The sequence below is a fragment of the Dietzia papillomatosis NBRC 105045 genome, assembly GCF_001570845.1.
In the GTDB taxonomy this organism is placed as follows: Bacteria; Actinomycetota; Actinomycetes; order Mycobacteriales; family Mycobacteriaceae; genus Dietzia; species Dietzia cinnamea.
This window is the reverse complement of record NZ_BCSL01000005.1, coordinates 25,320-42,937: the sequence shown is the minus strand read 5'-3', so window position 1 is coordinate 42,937 and position 17,618 is coordinate 25,320. Positions and strand designations below refer to the sequence as shown.

The 17,618-nt window shown below is 70.8% G+C and carries 22 protein-coding genes; 7 read left to right on the top strand and 15 right to left on the bottom strand.

Annotation, left to right across the window (positions count from 1 at the left end; genetic code table 11):
• The first annotated feature begins 363 nt into the window (after window positions 1–363).
• Entirely contained in the window at window positions 364–840 is a 477-nt protein-coding gene (locus DPA01S_RS02525) for a hypothetical protein (RefSeq protein ID WP_061229035.1), read from the top strand.
• 94 nt (window positions 841–934) lie between these two features.
• Window positions 935–1,363 carry a large conductance mechanosensitive channel protein MscL gene (gene mscL / locus DPA01S_RS02520; protein WP_007632160.1) on the top strand — a complete coding sequence of 143 codons (429 nt, stop codon included), beginning with the start codon at window positions 935–937 and terminating at the stop codon, window positions 1,361–1,363.
• A gap of 130 nt (window positions 1,364–1,493) precedes the next feature.
• Here the strand turns inward: mscL and DPA01S_RS02515 are convergent, their stop codons facing one another.
• The 7 genes from DPA01S_RS02515 to DPA01S_RS02485 form a co-directional block, all read right to left on the bottom strand.
• Window positions 1,494–1,706: a hypothetical protein gene (locus DPA01S_RS02515; RefSeq protein WP_061229036.1), complete on the bottom strand. Its 213-nt coding sequence runs from the start codon at window positions 1,704–1,706 to the stop codon at window positions 1,494–1,496.
• Window positions 1,703–2,278, bottom strand: a complete 576-nt coding sequence (locus DPA01S_RS02510) for a MogA/MoaB family molybdenum cofactor biosynthesis protein (RefSeq protein ID WP_061229037.1) — start codon at window positions 2,276–2,278, stop codon at window positions 1,703–1,705. Before DPA01S_RS02510 ends, DPA01S_RS02515 begins: the two co-directional genes overlap by 4 nt.
• A complete protein-coding gene (locus DPA01S_RS02505; RefSeq protein ID WP_232302969.1) occupies window positions 2,275–3,366 on the bottom strand; it encodes a S1C family serine protease in 1,092 nt (363 codons plus the stop codon). Before DPA01S_RS02505 ends, DPA01S_RS02510 begins: the two co-directional genes overlap by 4 nt.
• A gap of 437 nt (window positions 3,367–3,803) precedes the next feature.
• A complete protein-coding gene (locus tag DPA01S_RS02500) occupies window positions 3,804–5,180 on the bottom strand; it encodes a HAMP domain-containing sensor histidine kinase (RefSeq protein ID WP_232302968.1) in 1,377 nt (458 codons plus the stop codon).
• 14 nt (window positions 5,181–5,194) lie between these two features.
• Window positions 5,195–5,878, bottom strand: coding sequence for a response regulator transcription factor (locus DPA01S_RS02495; RefSeq protein ID WP_061229039.1), 684 nt, complete (start codon window positions 5,876–5,878; stop codon window positions 5,195–5,197).
• Window positions 5,879–6,058: 180 nt separating this feature from the next.
• Entirely contained in the window at window positions 6,059–6,229 is a 171-nt protein-coding gene (rpmF, locus tag DPA01S_RS02490) for a 50S ribosomal protein L32 (protein ID WP_007632786.1), read from the bottom strand.
• 53 nt (window positions 6,230–6,282) lie between these two features.
• Entirely contained in the window at window positions 6,283–6,543 is a 261-nt protein-coding gene (locus DPA01S_RS02485) for a type B 50S ribosomal protein L31 (protein ID WP_007632787.1), read from the bottom strand.
• A gap of 372 nt (window positions 6,544–6,915) precedes the next feature.
• On the opposite strand from DPA01S_RS02485, the gene rpmB reads away from it, so the two are divergent.
• The 5 genes from rpmB to DPA01S_RS02460 all read left to right on the top strand — a co-directional run bounded on the left by rpmB (window position 6,916) and on the right by DPA01S_RS02460 (window position 8,996).
• Complete coding sequence (gene rpmB, locus DPA01S_RS02480) at window positions 6,916–7,152, top strand: 50S ribosomal protein L28 (protein ID WP_007632788.1); 237 nt, start codon at window positions 6,916–6,918, stop codon at window positions 7,150–7,152.
• Between the two features lies 1 nt (window position 7,153).
• On the top strand, window positions 7,154–7,318 hold the full coding sequence (rpmG, locus tag DPA01S_RS02475; RefSeq protein WP_007632789.1) for a 50S ribosomal protein L33: 165 nt from the start codon (window positions 7,154–7,156) through the stop codon (window positions 7,316–7,318).
• A 3-nt stretch (window positions 7,319–7,321) separates the two neighbouring features.
• Complete coding sequence (gene rpsN / locus DPA01S_RS02470) at window positions 7,322–7,627, top strand: 30S ribosomal protein S14 (RefSeq protein ID WP_061229040.1); 306 nt, start codon at window positions 7,322–7,324, stop codon at window positions 7,625–7,627.
• 10 nt (window positions 7,628–7,637) lie between these two features.
• The gene (gene rpsR / locus DPA01S_RS02465) at window positions 7,638–7,895 is read left to right on the top strand and encodes a 30S ribosomal protein S18 (protein WP_007632792.1); all 258 of its coding nucleotides are present in this window, start codon (window positions 7,638–7,640) and stop codon (window positions 7,893–7,895) included.
• 162 nt (window positions 7,896–8,057) lie between these two features.
• Window positions 8,058–8,996: an AEC family transporter gene (locus tag DPA01S_RS02460; RefSeq protein WP_061229041.1), complete on the top strand. Its 939-nt coding sequence runs from the start codon at window positions 8,058–8,060 to the stop codon at window positions 8,994–8,996.
• A gap of 25 nt (window positions 8,997–9,021) precedes the next feature.
• On the opposite strand, the gene DPA01S_RS02455 is transcribed toward DPA01S_RS02460, so the two are convergent.
• The 8 genes from DPA01S_RS02455 to DPA01S_RS02420 form a co-directional block, all read right to left on the bottom strand.
• On the bottom strand, window positions 9,022–9,717 hold the full coding sequence (locus DPA01S_RS02455) for a CPBP family intramembrane glutamic endopeptidase (protein ID WP_232302967.1): 696 nt from the start codon (window positions 9,715–9,717) through the stop codon (window positions 9,022–9,024).
• 101 nt (window positions 9,718–9,818) lie between these two features.
• Window positions 9,819–10,514, bottom strand: coding sequence for a 3-oxoacid CoA-transferase subunit B (locus DPA01S_RS02450; protein ID WP_269747520.1), 696 nt, complete (start codon window positions 10,512–10,514; stop codon window positions 9,819–9,821).
• Window positions 10,514–11,290, bottom strand: coding sequence for a CoA transferase subunit A (locus DPA01S_RS02445; RefSeq protein ID WP_061229042.1), 777 nt, complete (start codon window positions 11,288–11,290; stop codon window positions 10,514–10,516). The genes DPA01S_RS02450 and DPA01S_RS02445 overlap by 1 nt, the downstream gene beginning before the upstream one ends.
• A 32-nt stretch (window positions 11,291–11,322) precedes the next feature.
• Window positions 11,323–12,972 (bottom strand): AMP-binding protein, encoded by a 1,650-nt coding sequence (locus DPA01S_RS02440; RefSeq protein ID WP_061229043.1) that lies wholly within the window; start codon window positions 12,970–12,972, stop codon window positions 11,323–11,325.
• A gap of 28 nt (window positions 12,973–13,000) precedes the next feature.
• Window positions 13,001–13,885, bottom strand: coding sequence for an HpcH/HpaI aldolase/citrate lyase family protein (locus DPA01S_RS02435; protein WP_061229044.1), 885 nt, complete (start codon window positions 13,883–13,885; stop codon window positions 13,001–13,003).
• Complete coding sequence (locus DPA01S_RS02430) at window positions 13,882–14,391, bottom strand: MaoC family dehydratase (RefSeq protein WP_061229045.1); 510 nt, start codon at window positions 14,389–14,391, stop codon at window positions 13,882–13,884. Before DPA01S_RS02430 ends, DPA01S_RS02435 begins: the two co-directional genes overlap by 4 nt.
• On the bottom strand, window positions 14,388–15,533 hold the full coding sequence (locus DPA01S_RS02425) for an acyl-CoA dehydrogenase family protein (protein ID WP_061229046.1): 1,146 nt from the start codon (window positions 15,531–15,533) through the stop codon (window positions 14,388–14,390). The genes DPA01S_RS02430 and DPA01S_RS02425 overlap by 4 nt, the downstream gene beginning before the upstream one ends.
• Window positions 15,526–17,613, bottom strand: coding sequence for an acetyl/propionyl/methylcrotonyl-CoA carboxylase subunit alpha (locus tag DPA01S_RS02420; RefSeq protein ID WP_061913811.1), 2,088 nt, complete (start codon window positions 17,611–17,613; stop codon window positions 15,526–15,528). The genes DPA01S_RS02425 and DPA01S_RS02420 overlap by 8 nt, the downstream gene beginning before the upstream one ends.
• Between the last annotated feature and the right edge of the window lie 5 nt (window positions 17,614–17,618).

Genomic DNA, 17,618 nt, shown 5'->3' with positions numbered 1-17,618 from the left:
CCGCTCCCGGGCATGGCGCCTCGCTCCTACGCCTGAACACCCGCAACGCAGCCGCTCCCCCGCATGGCGTCTCGCCCGCTCTTCGGGGAGGGCGAGACGCCATGGCGGGGGCGGCTGTGTTCGCGACGTTCTGCATCAAAAGTCCGCTACCCACCTGCCCCGGGCTCGTAGCCCCGCTGCTTCCCGACCCGACGGTCGTGACGGGGCGTTTCTCCACACCCCCGTCCGCCTCCACAGGTCTCTCGCGTGGACGCTCGCGGCGCGGCCGTCGCCCGGAGCCTGCGGCTACGGTCTGACCGACACCGCCGGGCGACGGCGGCATCGCTGTTCGCGCCGCGGGCGCGCCGACCGACGGGGGACCCCATGCGCCGCACCATCGCCTCGGTGACCACGCCCGGGCGATGGCGGCGGCGACGCACGGCCCGGATGGCGTTCGCGGCCGCGCTCGTGGTGGCAGCACCGTTCGTCGGACGGTCCGATCCCGCGGAGACCCCCGGTCCCCCGCCCGACGTCGCCGCCGCGGTCACCGCTGCCCCCGGCGGCGGCCCGGCGCGACCTGTGCGGGTGGTACCCGTCGCCCTCGCCGACCCCGCCGTGGCCGACCTGCTGAAGCCCGGAGACCTTGTGGACCTCGTCTCCACGATCGACGCCGACGCCCACGACCCCGGTGCTCACGCCGCTGCGGCCGATCTCGTCGTCGCGCGGGCGGCCCGGGTGCGCGACACCCCGGCCGGACGGTCGGGCGCCCGGTCCGTGCTGGTCGAAGTCCCCGAGGAGCTCGCCTCCCACCTCGCCGCGACGGCCGCCACGAGCCCACTGGCCGTCGTGGTGCACGGCTGAGCCGCCGCGCGCGGGTATTCCACGGTGGCGTGTCCTGCTAATATCGTCCGTGCCGATTCGGCAGCACGGTGACTACATCTGACAGGGGCGAGCGATGCTCAAGGGTTTCCGCGATTTCATCATGCAGGGCAACGTGATCGACCTGGCCGTGGCCGTCGTGATCGGCACCGCCTTCGCGTCCATCGTCGACGCGTTCACCAGCGCGATCATCAACCCGCTCATCGCCCTGCTCGGCGGGGACAAGGAGATCGGCTTCGCCGTGCAGCTCCTGGAGAACAACCCCGAGACGCTGATGGACTTCGGGGCGCTCATCTCGGCGGTCATCAACTTCCTGCTCATCGCCGCCATCATCTACTTCGTGCTGGTGGGCCCCATGAACAAGATGAAGGAGGCCGCCGCCCGCCGAAAGGGCATCGAGGCCCCCGCCACGGATAACGAACTCCTCGTGGAGATCCGTGACCTGCTCGCCGGGCGGCCGCTCGCCCACCCCTCCGACCCTGATAACCCGACCAACGAGTCCTGACGGCGTCGCTCGGGCGCCGGAGCGGTGGAGCGCCTGAGGGGCGCAGCCGGGCGGGCCGCCGATCCGCGCTGCCGGCCCTGCCGGGTGAGGCCAGTCGCCGCGGGACGGGCTCAGTCGCGGAGGGACGGGCTCAGTCGTGGTGAGGCGGGCGTTGCTCGCGCCACCAGTCGTCCCGGAGTCGGGTGTCGCTCCCGCGCGCCTCGTCCGAGGTGGTCTCCGGCAGCGTGTCGCCGAACACCTCGTCGATGCGCCTGCGGTCCGCGGCGCGGCGGTCGGCGCTCCCGGGAGTGGTCCCCCAGGTGCCGGCCCGCCGATCGCCCTCGGAGCCCCGCGCGCCGGTCACAGACCGTCGAAGCCCGACAGCTGCGCGACCACGTATGACACGAGCGGGCACAGCGTGGCCATCCCGTCACGGATGGCGGCCCGGCTCGGCGCGAGGTTCGCGACCACCGTGCTGCCGGAGACGCCCACGTGCCCGCGGGAGACGATCGAGTCGACGGCTCCCGCGGTGAGGCCGGATGAGCGGATGGCCTCGGCGATGCCGGGCAGTCGCTGGTCGAGGATCTCCTCGGTGACCTCCGGCGTGATGTCGCGGGGGCCGACGCCGGTCCCGCCGATGGTGACGACGAAGTCGAACCCGCCGACGACCGCGGTCTCGAGCGCCTTGCGGACCTCGGACTCGTCGGCCGCCACGCCGACGACGCCGCCCACGAGGAAGCCCTCCTCCTCGAGGAGCTCGGTGACCAGCGGACCGATGAAGTCCTCCCGCTCGGGCATACGGTCCGTAACCACCACGACCATCGCGCGGCCGGCGATCGCCGGCTCCGGCGGCTCTACGGCCGTCGGGTCGAAGTCCACGTTCGTGGGGAGCTTGCGGCCTCCGGGCAGCGCCCTCGGATCGAATCTGGTGCTCATCTGGCCTCTCCCAGTGCAACGTCGACGGTGTTCGGCGGTTCGCCCTCACGAGAAGCATAGGTGACGGACACCGTCTCCCCCGGAGCGCGGGACCGGATCGCCGCGACGAGCGCGTCCCCGTTCTCGATGAGCCGCTCGCCCACCCGCGTGACGATGGCGCCCTCCTCGATGCCCGCACGGTCAGCCGGGCCGCCCGGCTCGACCGACCGCACCAGCGCGCCGTCTCCGGCCGGGGAGTCACTCACCGTCACGCCGAGCACGGCCCGGGTGGCGAAGCCCTGCTTGATGAGCTGGTCGGCGATCCGGCGGGCCTGGTCCACCGGGATGGCGAACCCCAGCCCGATCGAACCCGAGTTGCCCGAGCCCAGTGACGCGATGGCCGAGTTGATGCCGATCAGCTCGCCGTTCATGTTGACCAGGGCGCCACCGGAGTTGCCGGGGTTCACCGCGGCGTCGGTCTGGATCGCGTCGATCACCGTGCTCTGATCGGACTGAGCGCCACCGGCTCGAACCGGGCGCTCCAGTGCCGAGACGATGCCGGTGGTGACAGTCCCGGATAGCCCGAGCGGCGAGCCGATGGCGGCCACGGCCTGGCCCTCGTTCAGGTTGGCGGACGTGCCGAGCGCGATCGGCGTCAGCGGGCGGGGAGCCTCGGCCTTGATGACCGCGATGTCCGTCGCTGGGTCGGTGCCCACGATGCTCGCGGGCGCCTTGGAGCCGTCATCGAAGCGCACCTGGATGCTGCCGCCGGCGCTGGCCATCGCGATGACGTGATTGTTGGTGATGATGAGCCCGTCCGCGGTGAGCACGACCCCGGACCCCTCGCCCCGCCCGGTCTGGGAGCGCACGTCGATCGAGACGACGCTCGGCAGTACCTTGTCGGCGACCGCCTCGACCGTGCCGTCCGGCGCCTGACCCACCGGCTGGGTGGCGCTGATGGGCGAGGACAGTCCTTCTCCCGACCCTCCGGCCACCGTCGCGCCGATCCACCCGCCCAGTCCGCCCGAGACGAGCATCGCGGCCACGATGCCGGCCACGACGAGCCCCCTACCGGACTTGTTTGACGCCGACCCGGGCTCGCCGCCCACGTGCTCCGGTCCACCCGCGAAGGGCGCGCCCGTCGCGGGCCCGGCGCCCGCGGGGCCGGCCTGACCCGGCGCCTGCTGCGGGGGGAACGCCGCGGTGGCGCGGGCGCCGTCGCCCCATCCCTGAGGCCGGCCAGCCGCCCCGGCCGGGCCAGCCGGCCCACCGGGTCCGGGCGGACGCTGCTCGCCGAGGGGAAACCGGCCGGCATTCGGGTCGCGGCCCGTGTACGGGTTCTGTCCTGGCTGCCACTGAGGGGATCCGCCGAGGCCTGCGCGCGATCCGGGCGCCCATTCGTCTCCGGGGCCCCGGTCTCCCGGGCCCCGACCGTTCTCGTTCTCCATGGCCACCATGATCCCCGACCACGCTGTGCTTCCGCTGAACCGCCCTGTGTGTCCGCTGAAACCCACCCGGGCCGGGCGGCGAGAGCATCCGACGTCGGTCAGTTGGGGAACTGCTCGTTGCCCGGCAGGGTGAGGCGCACCTGCGCGCCACCGCCCTCGGCGTCACCGATCTCCACCGTCCCGCCGTGCCGGGTCGTCACCTGGCGCACGATCGCCAGCCCCAGACCGGAACCCGGCATGCCGCGGGCCTCGCGGGACCGGTGGAACCTCTCGAACACGAGCTCCCTGTCCTCCTCGGGGATTCCGGGGCCCTGGTCCGACACCGTCAGCTCCATCACCGCGTCGGACACGAGCCGCATCCGCACGGTCACCGTGCCGTCCGGGGGGCTCCACTTGGCCGCGTTGTCGCACACGTTGAGCACCGCACGCTCGATCCCCGCAGAGTCGCCATACGAATACCAGGGCGTCAACTCGACGTCGAATTCCACGTCGTGCCGACGGCGGCGCACCCTTTCGAGTGCCCGCTCGACGGCCTCCGACACGGCGACCGGCTCCAGCTCGACCTCGCCGGAGTCCTCCCGGGCGAGCTCGACGAGATCCCCGACCAGTTGGCTGAGCTCGGAGATCTGGCCGATCACGTCCACCTCGAGCGCACTGCGATCCGCGTCCGGGATGGACGGCGCGCCGGGGCGGCTCGCGGCGATGAGCAGTTCGACGTTCGTCCGGAGGCTCGTCAGCGGGGTCTTGAGTTCGTGGCCCGCGTCCGCCACGAGGCGGGCCTGGCGTTCGCGGCTCTCCCCCAGGGCCACGAGCATCTGGTTGAAACTGCTCGTGAGGCGCGCGATCTCGTCGTCACCGGCCACGGGGATGGGCCGCAGGTCGTCCGTCCGGGCGATGCGTTCCACCGCCCGGGTAAGGCGCGCGACCGGTGCCAGCCCGGTGCGACCCACGGCCGTCCCGGCCACGGCGGCGAGGGCGATGCCCGCCGCGCCGACGAGCGTCAACACGATCGCCAGTCGGTTGAGCGCCGCGCGCGTGGGGCCGAGATCCTGCGCGAGGATCAGCGTCGAGCCGTCCCGGACGCCGACAGCGTAGATCTGTTTGCCGCCGGAGGTCCGCAGGCTCGAATCGGACTCACCTCGTACCACCGAGATCTCCGGCCCGCCGATCTGGAACGGCTCGCCGGTCGCGGTCCGTACACCGGAGGGGGCCACGATCTGGGCGTCGAGGTTGGGGTTGAACGCACGCAGCGCGATGAGGGTGCTGCGGGACTGCAGTGCGAACTCGGAGGCCAACTGACTGTTCACCAGCTGATCGGCCTGCTGCTGCAGCCGACTGTTGACATCGCTGTACATCGACCCCGACACGACGAAGTAGGCCGCGACGGCCATCAGGGCCACCGCGACCCCGACCGAGCTCGCGGCCAGCAACGTGACCCGCTGGTGCAGAGAGATCGGGGCGGTTCTCGTCCGCATCGCGCGGGCCGGCACTACGGCGTCTCGCGCAACACGTATCCCACACCGCGGACGGTGTGGATCAACCGGCTCTCGCCCTCACCTTCGGTCTTGCGACGCAGGTAGCCGATGTAGACCTCGAGCGCGTTACCCGACGTCGGGAAGTCGTAGCCCCACACCTCCTCGAGGATGTGGCTGCGGGTCAGCACCCGGCGCGGGTGGTGCATGAGCAGCTCCAGCAGGGAGAACTCGGTGCGGGTGAGCTGGATACGACGTTCGCCCCGGCTGACCTCGCGGGTCGCCAGATCCATGCGCAGGTCCTCGAACTCGAGGACCTCGTCGGCTTCCCCGGAGTCGGGGCCTCGGCGACGCAGAAGCGCGCGCAGGCGGGCCAGGAGCTCCTCGAGCGCGAACGGCTTGGGGAGGTAGTCGTCAGCACCGGCGTCCAGACCGGCGACACGTTCGGAGACCGCGTCCCGCGCGGTGAGCATCAGCACGGGGAGGTCGTCGCCGCGGCTACGTAGGATTCGGCAGACCTCGAGGCCGTCGCGACGCGGCATCATGACGTCGAGGATCACGGCGTCCGGCCGGTTGGCGTCGACCCGCTCGATCGCCTCGACCCCGTCGCCCGCCAGCTCCACGTCGTACCCGTTGAACGTGAGAGAGCGTCGGAGCGATTCGCGTACGGCCTGGTCGTCGTCCACCACGAGAATCTTCATGGAGGCAAGTTTCGCCCACCCGCCTGAATCCCGGCTGAGGAACCGCTCAGCCGGACGCGGACCCGCTGTCGACGCGGACGAGCCCGGCAGGTCCGTGGGGACCTGCCGGGCTCGTGACCGGCGTGTGCGTGCGGCGCTTGCCAGCGCCGCAGTAATCGACTGACAGCGCTCAGGGGCGACTCAGCGGTCGAGGTCGATCAGGCCGAGCTTGGCGGCCTTGACCAGCCGACGCGGCAGCGCCACGGGGCGGCCGTCGATCTTGGTCTCCTGGAGGGCGACGTTGTCGGCCTTCCACTGGGAGCGGCGGGAGTGGGTGTTGGCGCGCGAGAGGCGGCGCTTGGGAACTGCCATGGTTATCGTCCTCGGGGTCTAGGAGGTGTACCGGGGCGCGGACGCCCCGCGTCTCACTTGGCGCGACGGGCGCGGTTGCCGTAGCGGCGCTGGAACTTCTCGACGCGGCCGGCGGTGTCCATGACGCGCTGCGCACCGGTCCAGAAGGGGTGCGACTCGCTGGTCACGTCCACCACGATGAGCGGGTAGGTCTGTCCGTCCTCCCACTCCACCGTGCGGGAGCTCGTCGCGGTGGAACGGGTGAGGAACTTGGTGCCCGTGCCCGAGTCCTGGAAGACCACCGGGTGGTAGTCGGGGTGGATGTCGTTCTTCATACTGGATCCCTCTAGCTCGGTAGAAGTCTGTGGGTCTGGCGCTCGCCCCGACAGGGGCGCGCAAGTGCCAGTGGCCGAACCGGGGATTCCGGTGTCAGCACACGCATCGAAAGATCGTACCCGTAGGATGGCCGGGCACCCAATTCGAGCGTCACGCGACGGCATCCCCGGGCGCCGAATGCGGCGCTGACGTGCCGATTACCGTTTCAGGCGGTCGGGCCGTAAACTAGACCATCGCTGTTGTCTGCACGTTTGCTATCGCCCCTCACGGTGTTCGCGACGTGGCGGTACGCCCCCGCACGGCTCAGGCCGTGTCGGGACGCGAACCCCGCCGCGCGCCACCGATGGACGGGGCGGAAGGAGAACCACGCCATGTCGGCGCATTGCCAGGTAACGGGACGGAAGCCGGGTTTCGGCAAGTCCGTCTCGCACTCACACCGCAGGACCAACCGTCGCTGGAACCCGAACATCCAGCGTCGTAGCTACTTCCTGCCCTCGGAGGGTCGTCGCGTCACGCTGACCGTCTCCACCAAGGGCATCAAGACCATCGACCGCGATGGCATCGAGGCCGTCGTGGCCCGCATCCGTGCCCGTGGGGAGAAGATCTGAGATGGCCCGTAACGACATCCGCCCCATCATCAAGCTGAAGTCCACGGCCGGCACCGGGTACACCTACGTGACCCGCAAGAACCGTCGTAACAACCCGGACCGCATCGTCCTCAAGAAGTTCGACCCGGTCGTCCGTAAGCACGTCGAATTCCGAGAGGAGCGCTGACCCGTGGCCAAGAAGTCCAAGATCGCGCGCAACGAGCAGCGCAAGGCCAAGGTCGCCCGGTTCGCCGAGCGCCGCGCCGAGCTCAAGGCAATCATCAAGAACCCGGAGACCACGGACGAGGCCCGTCTCGAGGCCCAGACCGCTCTCAACAAGATGTCGCGTGACGCCTCGCCCGTGCGGGTGCGCAACCGCGACGTCGCCGACGGCCGCCCGCGCGGCTACATCCGCAAGTTCGGCCTCTCCCGCGTCCGTATGCGCGAGATGGCCCACCGGGGCGAGCTCCCCGGTGTCACTAAGTCGAGCTGGTGAGTAGGTAACCATGGCTAAAGCACGTAGCACCCCGTCCAAGAAGATCCGTGCCCAGGAGGGCCGTCGACCCAAGAAGAACCCGTTGAAGGTCGCGGGTATCGAGACGGTCGACTACAAGGACGTCAACACCCTCCGCACGTTCATCTCCGACCGCGGCAAGATCCGTTCGCGCCGCGTCACCGGCCTCACGCCGCAGCAGCAGCGTCAGGTCGCCGTCGCGGTCAAGAACGCCCGCGAGATGGCCCTGCTGCCGTTCACCAGCCGCTGAGTCACAGCTCGGCGCGGTCGAACCGAACCGCCCGTCCCGCCCGCGGCGCCTAGCCGCCGACTCAGGCAACAGCAACCCGATCGGGGTCGTGTCTCCTTTTCGAGAAGGAGCGCACGACCCCGATCGGCGTTACCGCCCCTCCCCCGATCTAGGAGTCCGCCAGTGGCCGGCGTCCTCAACGGCTTCGCTGTCATCGTCGCGCTCGTCGCGCTGGGTTGGTTGCTCGCCCGGACCCTGGTCCTCGGCACGGACGCGCGCCTGGTGCTCAACCGGCTCGTCTTCTTCGTCGCGACGCCGGCACTGTTGTTCGACTCCCTCTCCCGCACCACCCTCGACCAGGTCTTCACCGGCGTGTTCGTGGTGTCCGCGGTCTCGGCGATCATCATCGCCGCCCTCTACATGGTGATCGCCCGGCTCTGGCTCAGACGCCCGGCCTCCGATCTGGTGGTGGGTGCGCTGTCCGCCGGGTACGTCAACTCGGCCAACCTCGGCATCCCGATCGCCCTGTACGTCCTCGGAGACCTGGGTTTCGTCATGCCGCTGCTGCTCTTCCAGGTGGTGGTGCTGCAGCCGATCGCCATCGCGGTGCTGGAGCGGGCCGCCCGCGCGGAGGGCGCGGAAAGCGGGGGCGGTGCACTCGGCGCGCTTCTCCAGTCGGTGAGGTCGCCCATCGTCCTCGCCGCGCTCGCCGGCGTCGTCGTGGCCGCGCTGCCCTGGACGCCGTCCGATTCCCTTCTGGAGCCGGTGCACCTCGTCGGCCAGATCTCCGTACCCGGCGCCCTGCTGGTGTTCGGGATGTCGCTCTACGGCGTCAAGGTCCTCGAGGCCGGCGCCTCCCCGCGGCGGGAGATCTTCCTCGCGAGCGGGCTCAAGCTCATCGCCCACCCGGTGCTGGCGTACGCGATCGGTGTGTGGGTGCTGGGCATGCGGGACCACGAACTCCTCACCGTCGTCGTCGCCGCCGCGCTCCCCACCGCGCAGAACGTGCTGGTGGTGGCCACCCGCTACGGACATGGGACGCTGCTGGCCCGCGACTCCGCGGTGTTGACGACCCTCGGCGCCCTGCCCATCCTGCTGCTCGTCTCCGCTCTCCTCGCCTGAAGGCGCCCGCCGCGGCCAGTCGCGGTCAGGCGGCGCCGGCCGCTGCCAGCACCCCGGCGAACACGGTCGCGTTGTTCACGCCGTGCAGTACCATCCCTGGCACGATCGAGCGGTACCACTCCGCCATCGCGCACAGGGAGACCCCCAGGACGAACAGGTACGGCAGCGCGGGCGGCATCAGATGCACCACCGCGAAGACCGCCCCGGCGAGCGTGATGCCGGCGCCGGCCCGAAGCCTCGCGCGCACGGCGGGCAGCACGACGCCGCGGAAGACGACCTCCTCCGCGACGGGGACGAGCACGGCCACGGTGAGCAGTCCGAGCACCGCGAGGACTGGCCCGCCGGCGATGAAGTCGGCGGCGATCGCGTGTCCGCCCGGGTCGTCCGCCTCGTCCGGCCCGGCGCCGAGCGGGAGGAGCACGAGCATCGACGCGGCGACGCCGGCGGCCGTCACCGCCGGGATCTGCCACGCCAGATGCCACGGCGAGCGGTCCGGCCGCCGCAGCCCCACGTCCGCCCAGGCGAGTCCCCGGCGTCGGAGGAGATGGACCCGCACCGCGCCGAGCGCGGCCACCGCGGTGCCGGCCAGGACGACGAGGGCGAGGCTCGCGGGCTCGGGTCGGCCGGCGCCCGTGGCGCGCACGGCCAGGAGTCCCAGGATGACGACGACGACGAGGACCGCCACGTAGCCGAGCACCCACGCCAACGCCGACAGCGCCACCCGGCCGCGGACCGGTGTGGTCCACAGTCCGGGGGCGCTGTGGCCGCGTGGGGCACGTCCGGGCGGGGGCCCGGTGTGCGGTGGGCGGTGCGGTGGCGTCGTCACTTCAGGTGGTCGGCCACCCTGAACGGGGCGTCGGTGGCGGCGGTGATCTGCTCGAGGGTCACGCCGTCGACCAGTTCGATGAGCGTGAGCCCGTCGGCGTCGCGGTCGAAGACGCCGAGTTCAGTGATGATCCGGTCCACGCAGCCCAGGCCGGTGAGCGGGAGGGTGATCTCGGAGACGATCTTCGACGAGCCGTTCTTGGCGACCTGGTCCATGACGACGACGATGCGGCGCGCGCCCACCACGAGGTCCATGGCGCCGCCCATGCCCTTGACCATCGCCCCGGGCACCATCCAGTTGGCGATGTCACCGGCCGGGTTGACCTCCATCGCCCCGAGGATCGCGACGTCGATCTTGCCGGAGCGGATCATGCCGAAGCTCGTAGCGGAGTCGAAGATCGCCGACCCGGGCAGGGTCGTGACGGTCTCCTTGCCGGCGTTGATGAGATCCGGGTCGACATGGTCGGGGTGCGGGTACGGCCCGATTCCCAGCAGCCCGTTCTCGGACTGGAGGGTCACCGTCACCCCCTCGGGCACGTAGTTCGGCACCAGGGTCGGTAGGCCGATCCCGAGGTTGACGTACTGGCCGTCCTCCAGCTCCAGGGCCGCGCGGGCGGCCATGGCCTTGCGGTCCCGGCCCAGCCGGGTGGGCCGGTTGTCGTGCTGGGAGTCAGGCGTGGCGGCGGTGCTCATCAGCGCTGTCCTTCCGAGGGCGGGTTGGTGGTCATCTTCTCGATCCACTTGGTCTGCGCGACCTGCTCGGGCGTCAGCTCGACCAGTCGGTGGACGAAGATGCCGGGCAGGTGGATGTCGTCGGGCGCGAGTTCGCCGACCTCGACGACCTCCTCGGCCTCGACGATGCACACGCGCCCGGCCATGGCGGCCAGGGGCGAGAAGTTGCGGGCGGTGAGGTGGAACCGCAGGTTGCCGCTGCGATCGGCCACCGCGGCCCGCACCAGCGAGTAGTCCGCCTCGATCGCCTGCTCGAGCACGTACGTCTCGCCGCGGATCTCGCGGGTCTCCTTGGGCGGAGAGGCCACGGCCACACCGCCGTCGGAGTCGTACTTCCACGGCATGCCGCCGTCGGCGACGAACGTGCCGACGCCCGTGCGGGTGTAGAACGCCCCGATCCCCGAGCCGCCGGCCCGCATCCGCTCGGCCAAGGTGCCCTGCGGGGTGAGCTCCACCTCGAGCTCACCGGACAGGTACTGCCGGGCGAACTCCTTGTTCTCCCCCACGTAGGAGGAGACGATCCGCCGAAGCTTGCCGGTCTCCAACAGGATCCCCAGGCCCTTGCCGTCGACGCCGGCGTTGTTGGAGAACACCTCGAAGTCCCCCACGTCACGCGCGGCGAGTGCCTCGATGACGATCTGCGGGATCCCGCACAGGCCGAACCCGCCGGCGGCGATCGACGCCCCGTCGGGGATGTCCGCGACGGCCTCCGCCGCGGTCATGAGTTTGTTGGACATTCACGCACTCCTTGGATTGGACGGGCGGGCGGTCAGGCGATGCCGAGGATCTCGACGGCGGTCTTGCGCATGTCGACCTTGCGGACCTTGCCGGTGACGGTCATCGGGAACTCGTCCACGACGTGGACGTACTTGGGGATCTTGTGCCGGGCGAGCTTGCCGGTGGCGAACTCGCGGACCTCGTCGGCGGTGAGGTCGGCGCGTCCGGGCTTGAGCCGGACCCACGCCATGAGTTCCTCGCCGTACTTGGGGTCGGGCACACCGATCACCTGGGCGTCGAGGATGTCCGGGTGGGTGTAGAGGAACTCCTCCACCTCACGCGGGTAGATGTTCTCGCCGCCCCGGATCACCATGTCCTTGATGCGGCCGGTGATCTTCACGTACCCGTCGGCGTCCATCTCGCCGATGTCGCCGGTGTGCATCCACCCCGCCTCGTCGATCGCCTCGGCCGTCTTGTCGGGCTGTTCCCAGTACCCCAGCATGACGCTGTAGCCCCGAGTGCAGAACTCGCCGGCCTCCCCGCGCGGCAGGGTCTCCCCGGTCGAGGGGTCGATGATCTTGATCTCCAGGTGCGGGCCGACCCGGCCCACGGTGGACACGCGCCGGTCTAGGGAGTCGTCGGCGCGGGTCTGTGTGGACACCGGCGAGGTCTCGGTCATGCCGTAGCAGATCGACACCTCGTCCATGTTCATCCGGTCGATCACCTGGCGCATGGTGGCCTCCGGGCACGGCGAGCCCGCCATGATGCCGGTGCGGAGCGTCGACAGGTCGTAGGAGTCGAAGTCCTCGAGCGCGAGCTCGGCGATGAACATCGTCGGCACGCCGTACAGGCTCGTGCACTTCTCCTGCTCCACCGCCTTCAGCGAGGCGACCGGGTCGAACGCGGGCGCCGGGATGACCATGCACGACCCGTGGGTGGTGCACGCGAGGTTGCCCATCACCATGCCGAAGCAGTGGTAGAAAGGAACCGGGATGCACACCCGGTCGACCTCCGAGTAGCTGATGAGCTCACCGACGAAGTACCCGTTGTTGAGGATGTTCGAGTGCGAGAGCGTCGCCCCCTTGGGGAACCCCGTGGTGCCGGAGGTGTACTGGATGTTGATCGGGTCGTGGTTCGTGAGCCCCGCCCGGATCTCTTCGAGGACGTCGGCGTCGGTGGGCCCGGAGACCATCGACTCCCACTCCTCGTCGCCGAAGAGCACCACCAGCTCGAGGTCCGGGCAGTTCGGCTGCACCTGCGCGAGCATCCCGGTGTAGTCCGAGTCCTTGAACTGCGGTGCCGCGATGACCGCCTTGATCGCTGCCTGCCCCAGGACGAACTCGAGCTCGTGGACGCGGTAGGACGGATTGATGTTGACCAGCACGGCGCCGATCTCGGCGGTGGCGTACTGGACCATCACCCACTCCCACCGGTTGGGCGACCAGATCCCCACCCGGTCTCCGGCGCGGATCCCGAGACGGTGCAGGCCCGAGGCGAGCCGGCGCACGTCGGCGAGGAACTCGCTGTAGGTCCAGCGCCGGCCGGCCTGCACGTCGACGAGCGCGTCGCGGTCGCCGAACTCCTCGACGGTCGCCGCGAGGTTCTCGGGGATCGTCTGGGTGAGGAGAGGGACGTCGGTCTCCCCGCGCGTATGCGACAGCGCGGGGTCGAGTGGGGTGGAATCGAGACTTGAGGTGGTCATCTCGGTGCTCCTCGGAGGCGGGGCCGGATCAGGCCCGGGGGGTTGTCACTTCGGTGGCGGCGGCCGCGCGACGCATCGTCGCCTCGGCCTGGCGGAATACCGGACCATCGACCATGCGACCGTCCAGCTGGAACACGCCCTGGTTGTGCTCCGCGGCGGCGAGGACCTTCCGGGCCCAGGCCACCTCGTCGTCGTCGGGCGCGTAGGCCTGCCGCACAACCGCCACCTGGGACGGATGGATGCAGGCGGTACCCACGAACCCCAACGCCACGGCGTCGAGGGCCTCGGCGCGCTGCCCGGCCTCGTCGGCGATATCCAGGTGCACCGAGTCCACCGCCCATCGACCGAACGCGGCAGCGGCGAGCGCGACCCGCGCGCGGGCGTGACGCGGCACGTCGCGGTACTCGCCCGCCACGCGGGGGCCGCCCGCCTCGGCGGTCGAGAAGCGGCTGGTCGAGCCGCCCATCGCGGCGAGCAGATCCTCGGCGCCCCACATCATCCCGGTGCCCCCGGGCGCGGAGGCGATCTCCTCGGCTCGGACCACACCGAGCGGGGTCTCCACCAGCGCCAACACGGCGGCGCCGGTCGCCGAGTACAGGTCGGTGACCTGCGCGGCGGACTCGGTCTTCGCGAGCATCACGCACCGGTAGCCGGTGGCGGTGAAGGCCTCCAGGTCCGCGGCGTGGTCGGGGGTGTCTACCGGGTTGACGCGTACGATCGTGCGGTCCGGATCCAGCTCCGAGGACCGCAGCGCGTCACGCGCGGCGGCCCGCGCCGCCGGCGCGACCGCGTCCTCGAGGTCCACGATCACCACGTCCGCCCGGTCGGCGGCCTTGCCGTAGCGCTCCGGCCGATCGGCCGGGCAGAACAGCAGCGCCGGCCCGGGCGGGACCCAGGTCGGGGCGGGGGTCATGCCGTCCCCTCCCCCGCCGGCCGCTTGCGCACGAGGGTCTTGCGGACCGCGCGCGCCACGATGTCGCCGTGCTGGTTGCGGCCGATGTGCTCGAGCGTGACGATGCCCTCGCCCGGCCGCGACTTCGACTCGCGCTTGTCCGTGCAGACGGTCTCCGCGTAGAGCGTGTCACCGTGTAGCACCGGCTTGGGAAAGCTCACCTCGGAGAAACCGAGGTTCGCCACGATCGTCCCCTGCGTGAGCTGCGCGACCGACAGGCCGACGAGCGTGGACAGCGTGTGCATGGAGTTCATGAGCCGCTCCCCGCCGAAGCCGGGCTGCTCGGCCGCCCACGCCGCGTCCAGGTGGAGCGCCTGCGTGTTCATCGTCAGCGTGGTGAACAGGACGTTGTCCGCCTCGGTCATCGTGCGGCCCGGCCGGTGGAGGTACGCGGTGCCGACCTCGTACTCCTCGAACCACAGGCCGCGCTGGACGATCTCCTTGCGCTCCGCTCGCTGCGCGCTCATAGCCCGAGCCCCCGGGCGATGAGCATGAGCTGCACCTCGGTGGTGCCCTCGCCGATCTCGAGGATCTTCGAGTCGCGGTAGTGGCGGGCGACCGGGTACTCGTTCATGAAGCCGTAGCCGCCGTGGACCTGCGTGGCGTCGCGAGCGTTGTCCATCGCGGCCTCGGAGGCTACCATCTTGGCGATCGCGGCCTCCTTCTTGAACGGCTTGCCGGCCAACATGAGCCGCGCTGCCTCGTAGTAGGCACAGCGCGCGGTGTGGGCGCGGGCCTCCATGCGGGCGATCTTGAACGCGATCGACTGGAACGAGCCGATCTTCTGACCCATGGATTCGCGCTCGCGCGCGTACTTGACCGACTCGTCCACGCAGCCCTGCGCGGCACCCGTGGCCACGGCGGCGATCGCGATCCGGCCCTCGTCGAGGATCGACAGGAAGTTCGCGTAGCCGCGCCCCTCCTCGCCCAGCAGGTTCTCCACCGGTACCCGCGCGTCGGCGAAGGTCAGCGGGTGGGTGTCGGACGAGTTCCAGCCGACCTTGTCGTACGCCGGCTCGGCCGTGAATCCGGGGGTGTCGGACGGGACGATGATCGTCGAGATGGCCTTCTTGCCGTTCTCGCGCGTCCCCGTGACGGCGGTGACGGTGACCAGCGAGGTGATGTCGGTGCCCGAGTTGGTGATGAACTGCTTGTTGCCGTTGATCACCCACTGGTCGCCGTCACGCTTGGCGGTGGTCTTGGTGGCACCGGCATCCGAACCCGCGCCCGGCTCGGTGAGCCCGAAGCCCGCGAGCTTCCTGCCCGCGGCCAGGTCCGGTAGCCACTTCTGCTTCTGCTCTTCGTTTCCGAAGTGGAAGATCGGCATCGCACCCAGGCCGACGCCGGCCTCGAGGGTCATCGCGGTGGACTGGTCGACACGACCGAGCTCCTCGAGTGCCAGCGAGAGAGCGAAGTAGTCGCCGCCCATGCCGCCGTACTCCTCCGGGAAGGGCAGACCGAACAGGCCCATCTGACCCATCTGGGCCACGACCTCGTACGGGAAGGTGTGGTTACGGTCGTGCTCGGCGGAGGCCGGGGCCACCACCTTGTCGGCGAAGTCGGCGACCGTCGACTTGAGGTCCGCGTAGTGCTCTTCCAACTCAGGCATCGCCTGCTCCTTCGGATTCATCAGTGGAGGGGTGGGGCTCGACGGTCGCGAGCAGATGGTCGGCGGGCACCTGCTCGCCGGTGCCGACGTGCACCCGGACCACGCCGTCGATCGGCGCGGTGAGCGAGTGCTCCATCTTCATGGCCTCGACCGCCAGGATGTTCTGCCCGGCCGTGACCTCGTCGCCGTCGGAGACGAAGCACGCGATCACGGAACCGGGCATGGGGCTGAGGATCTGGCCGTCCGCCGCCCCCGCGTCGTGGATACGCGAGTCGATGAGCGGCAGCAGCCGCAGATCCCAGGTGCCACCGTCACCGGCCACCCAGAACGTGTCCGACGCCTTCGGGTCGCGCGAGCGCACGACGGTCCACCGTTGCTGCGTGCCGTCGACGGTCAGCCTCAGGGAGGCGCCGTCGCGCGCGACCCGGGCGTGATGGCGGGCCGCGACCCTCGGCTCCTCGATGGAACCGATGGTCGCGTCGGTGATGGTCCACTCGGCGTCGTCGGGCGTGCCCTTCAGTCCCACGGTGACGGCCTCGGAGCCGGCCCCGGGATCGAGCCGCGTCCACACCTCGGCGCGACCGCCGATCCGCCAGCCGTTGGGCACGTCCCACGGACCGCGCCGTCGCGCGGGCACCCGGGCCCACCGCTCCTCGGTCCGGTGCATCGCCACGGCGACCAGCGCTCCCTCGGGCGCCGGGGTCGCGACGTAGTCGTCGACCGACCGGTCGAGCAGACCCGTGTCGAGGTCCCCCGCGATCACCTCGGGGCGGGACAGGAGGAAGCGGCAGAAGTCGATGTTCGTCCGCAGGCCCAGCACGTGGGTGCCGGCCAGCGCGGCGTCGAGCCGGGCCAGCGCCTCGGCCCGATCGGCACCGTGAGCGATGACCTTCCCGAGCATGGGGTCGTAGTCACTGCCGACGACCGTGCCGACCCGCAGGCCGGAGTCCACGCGGATCCCGTCCCCGGACGGCTCCTCGAGGCCGAGCACCGTGCCGCCGGTGGGCAGGAAGCCCTTCGCCGGGTCCTCGGCGTACACGCGCGCCTCGATCGCGTGGCCGGTGAGGGTGATGTCGGACTGGCGCAGCGTGAGCTCCTCGCCCGCGGCGATGCGCACCTGCCAGTCGACGAGGTCCACGCCGGTGACCATCTCGGTGACCGGGTGCTCGACCTGGAGGCGCGTGTTCATCTCCATGAAGAAGAACTCGTCCGGGGCGTGCGCCGAGACGATGAACTCGACCGTGCCCGCGCCCACGTAGCCCACCGACCGCGCCGCGTCACACGCCGCCTGGCCGATCCGCTCGCGGGTGGCCTCGTCGAGCAGCGCGCTGGGCGCCTCCTCGATGACCTTCTGGTGGCGCCGCTGCAGCGAGCACTCGCGCTCACCCAGGTGGATGACGTTGCCGTGGGTGTCCGCCAGGACCTGCACCTCGATATGGCGCGGGGTGTCGACGAAACGCTCGAGGAACAGGGTGTCGTCGCCGAACGCGCCCGCGGACTCCCGCCGGGCGGACTCGAGCGCGGCCGGCAGCTCGGCGGGATCGGAGACGCGGCGCATCCCCTTGCCGCCTCCACCCGCAGAGGGCTTGACGAGGACCGGGTACCCGACCGCCTCCGCGCCCGCGATGAGCTCGTCGTCGGTCAGGCCGGGCCTGGAGATCCCCGGCACGGTGGGCACGTCACGCTCCGACACCGCCGCCTTGGCGGTGATCTTGTCTCCCATGGTCTCGATCGCCGACGCCGGCGGCCCGATGAAGATCAGGCCCGCCTCGTCGAGCGCGCGCGCGAACCGCGCGTTCTCCGACAGGAAGCCGTACCCCGGGTGAACCGCCTGCGCACCGGTGCGGCGGCAGGCGTCGATGACCTTGTCGATGTCGAGGTAGGACTGAGTGGCCTGCGCCGGTCCCAGGCGGACCGCGGCGTCGGCCATACGCACGTGCAGCGCGTCGGCGTCGGCATCGGAGTAGACGGCGACCGAACGGATCCCGGCCGCCCGCAGCGAGCGGATCACGCGGCACGCGATCTCACCCCGGTTGGCCACCAGGACGGTGTGGAGTTTCTGTGACAGTTTCTCTGACATGGCGC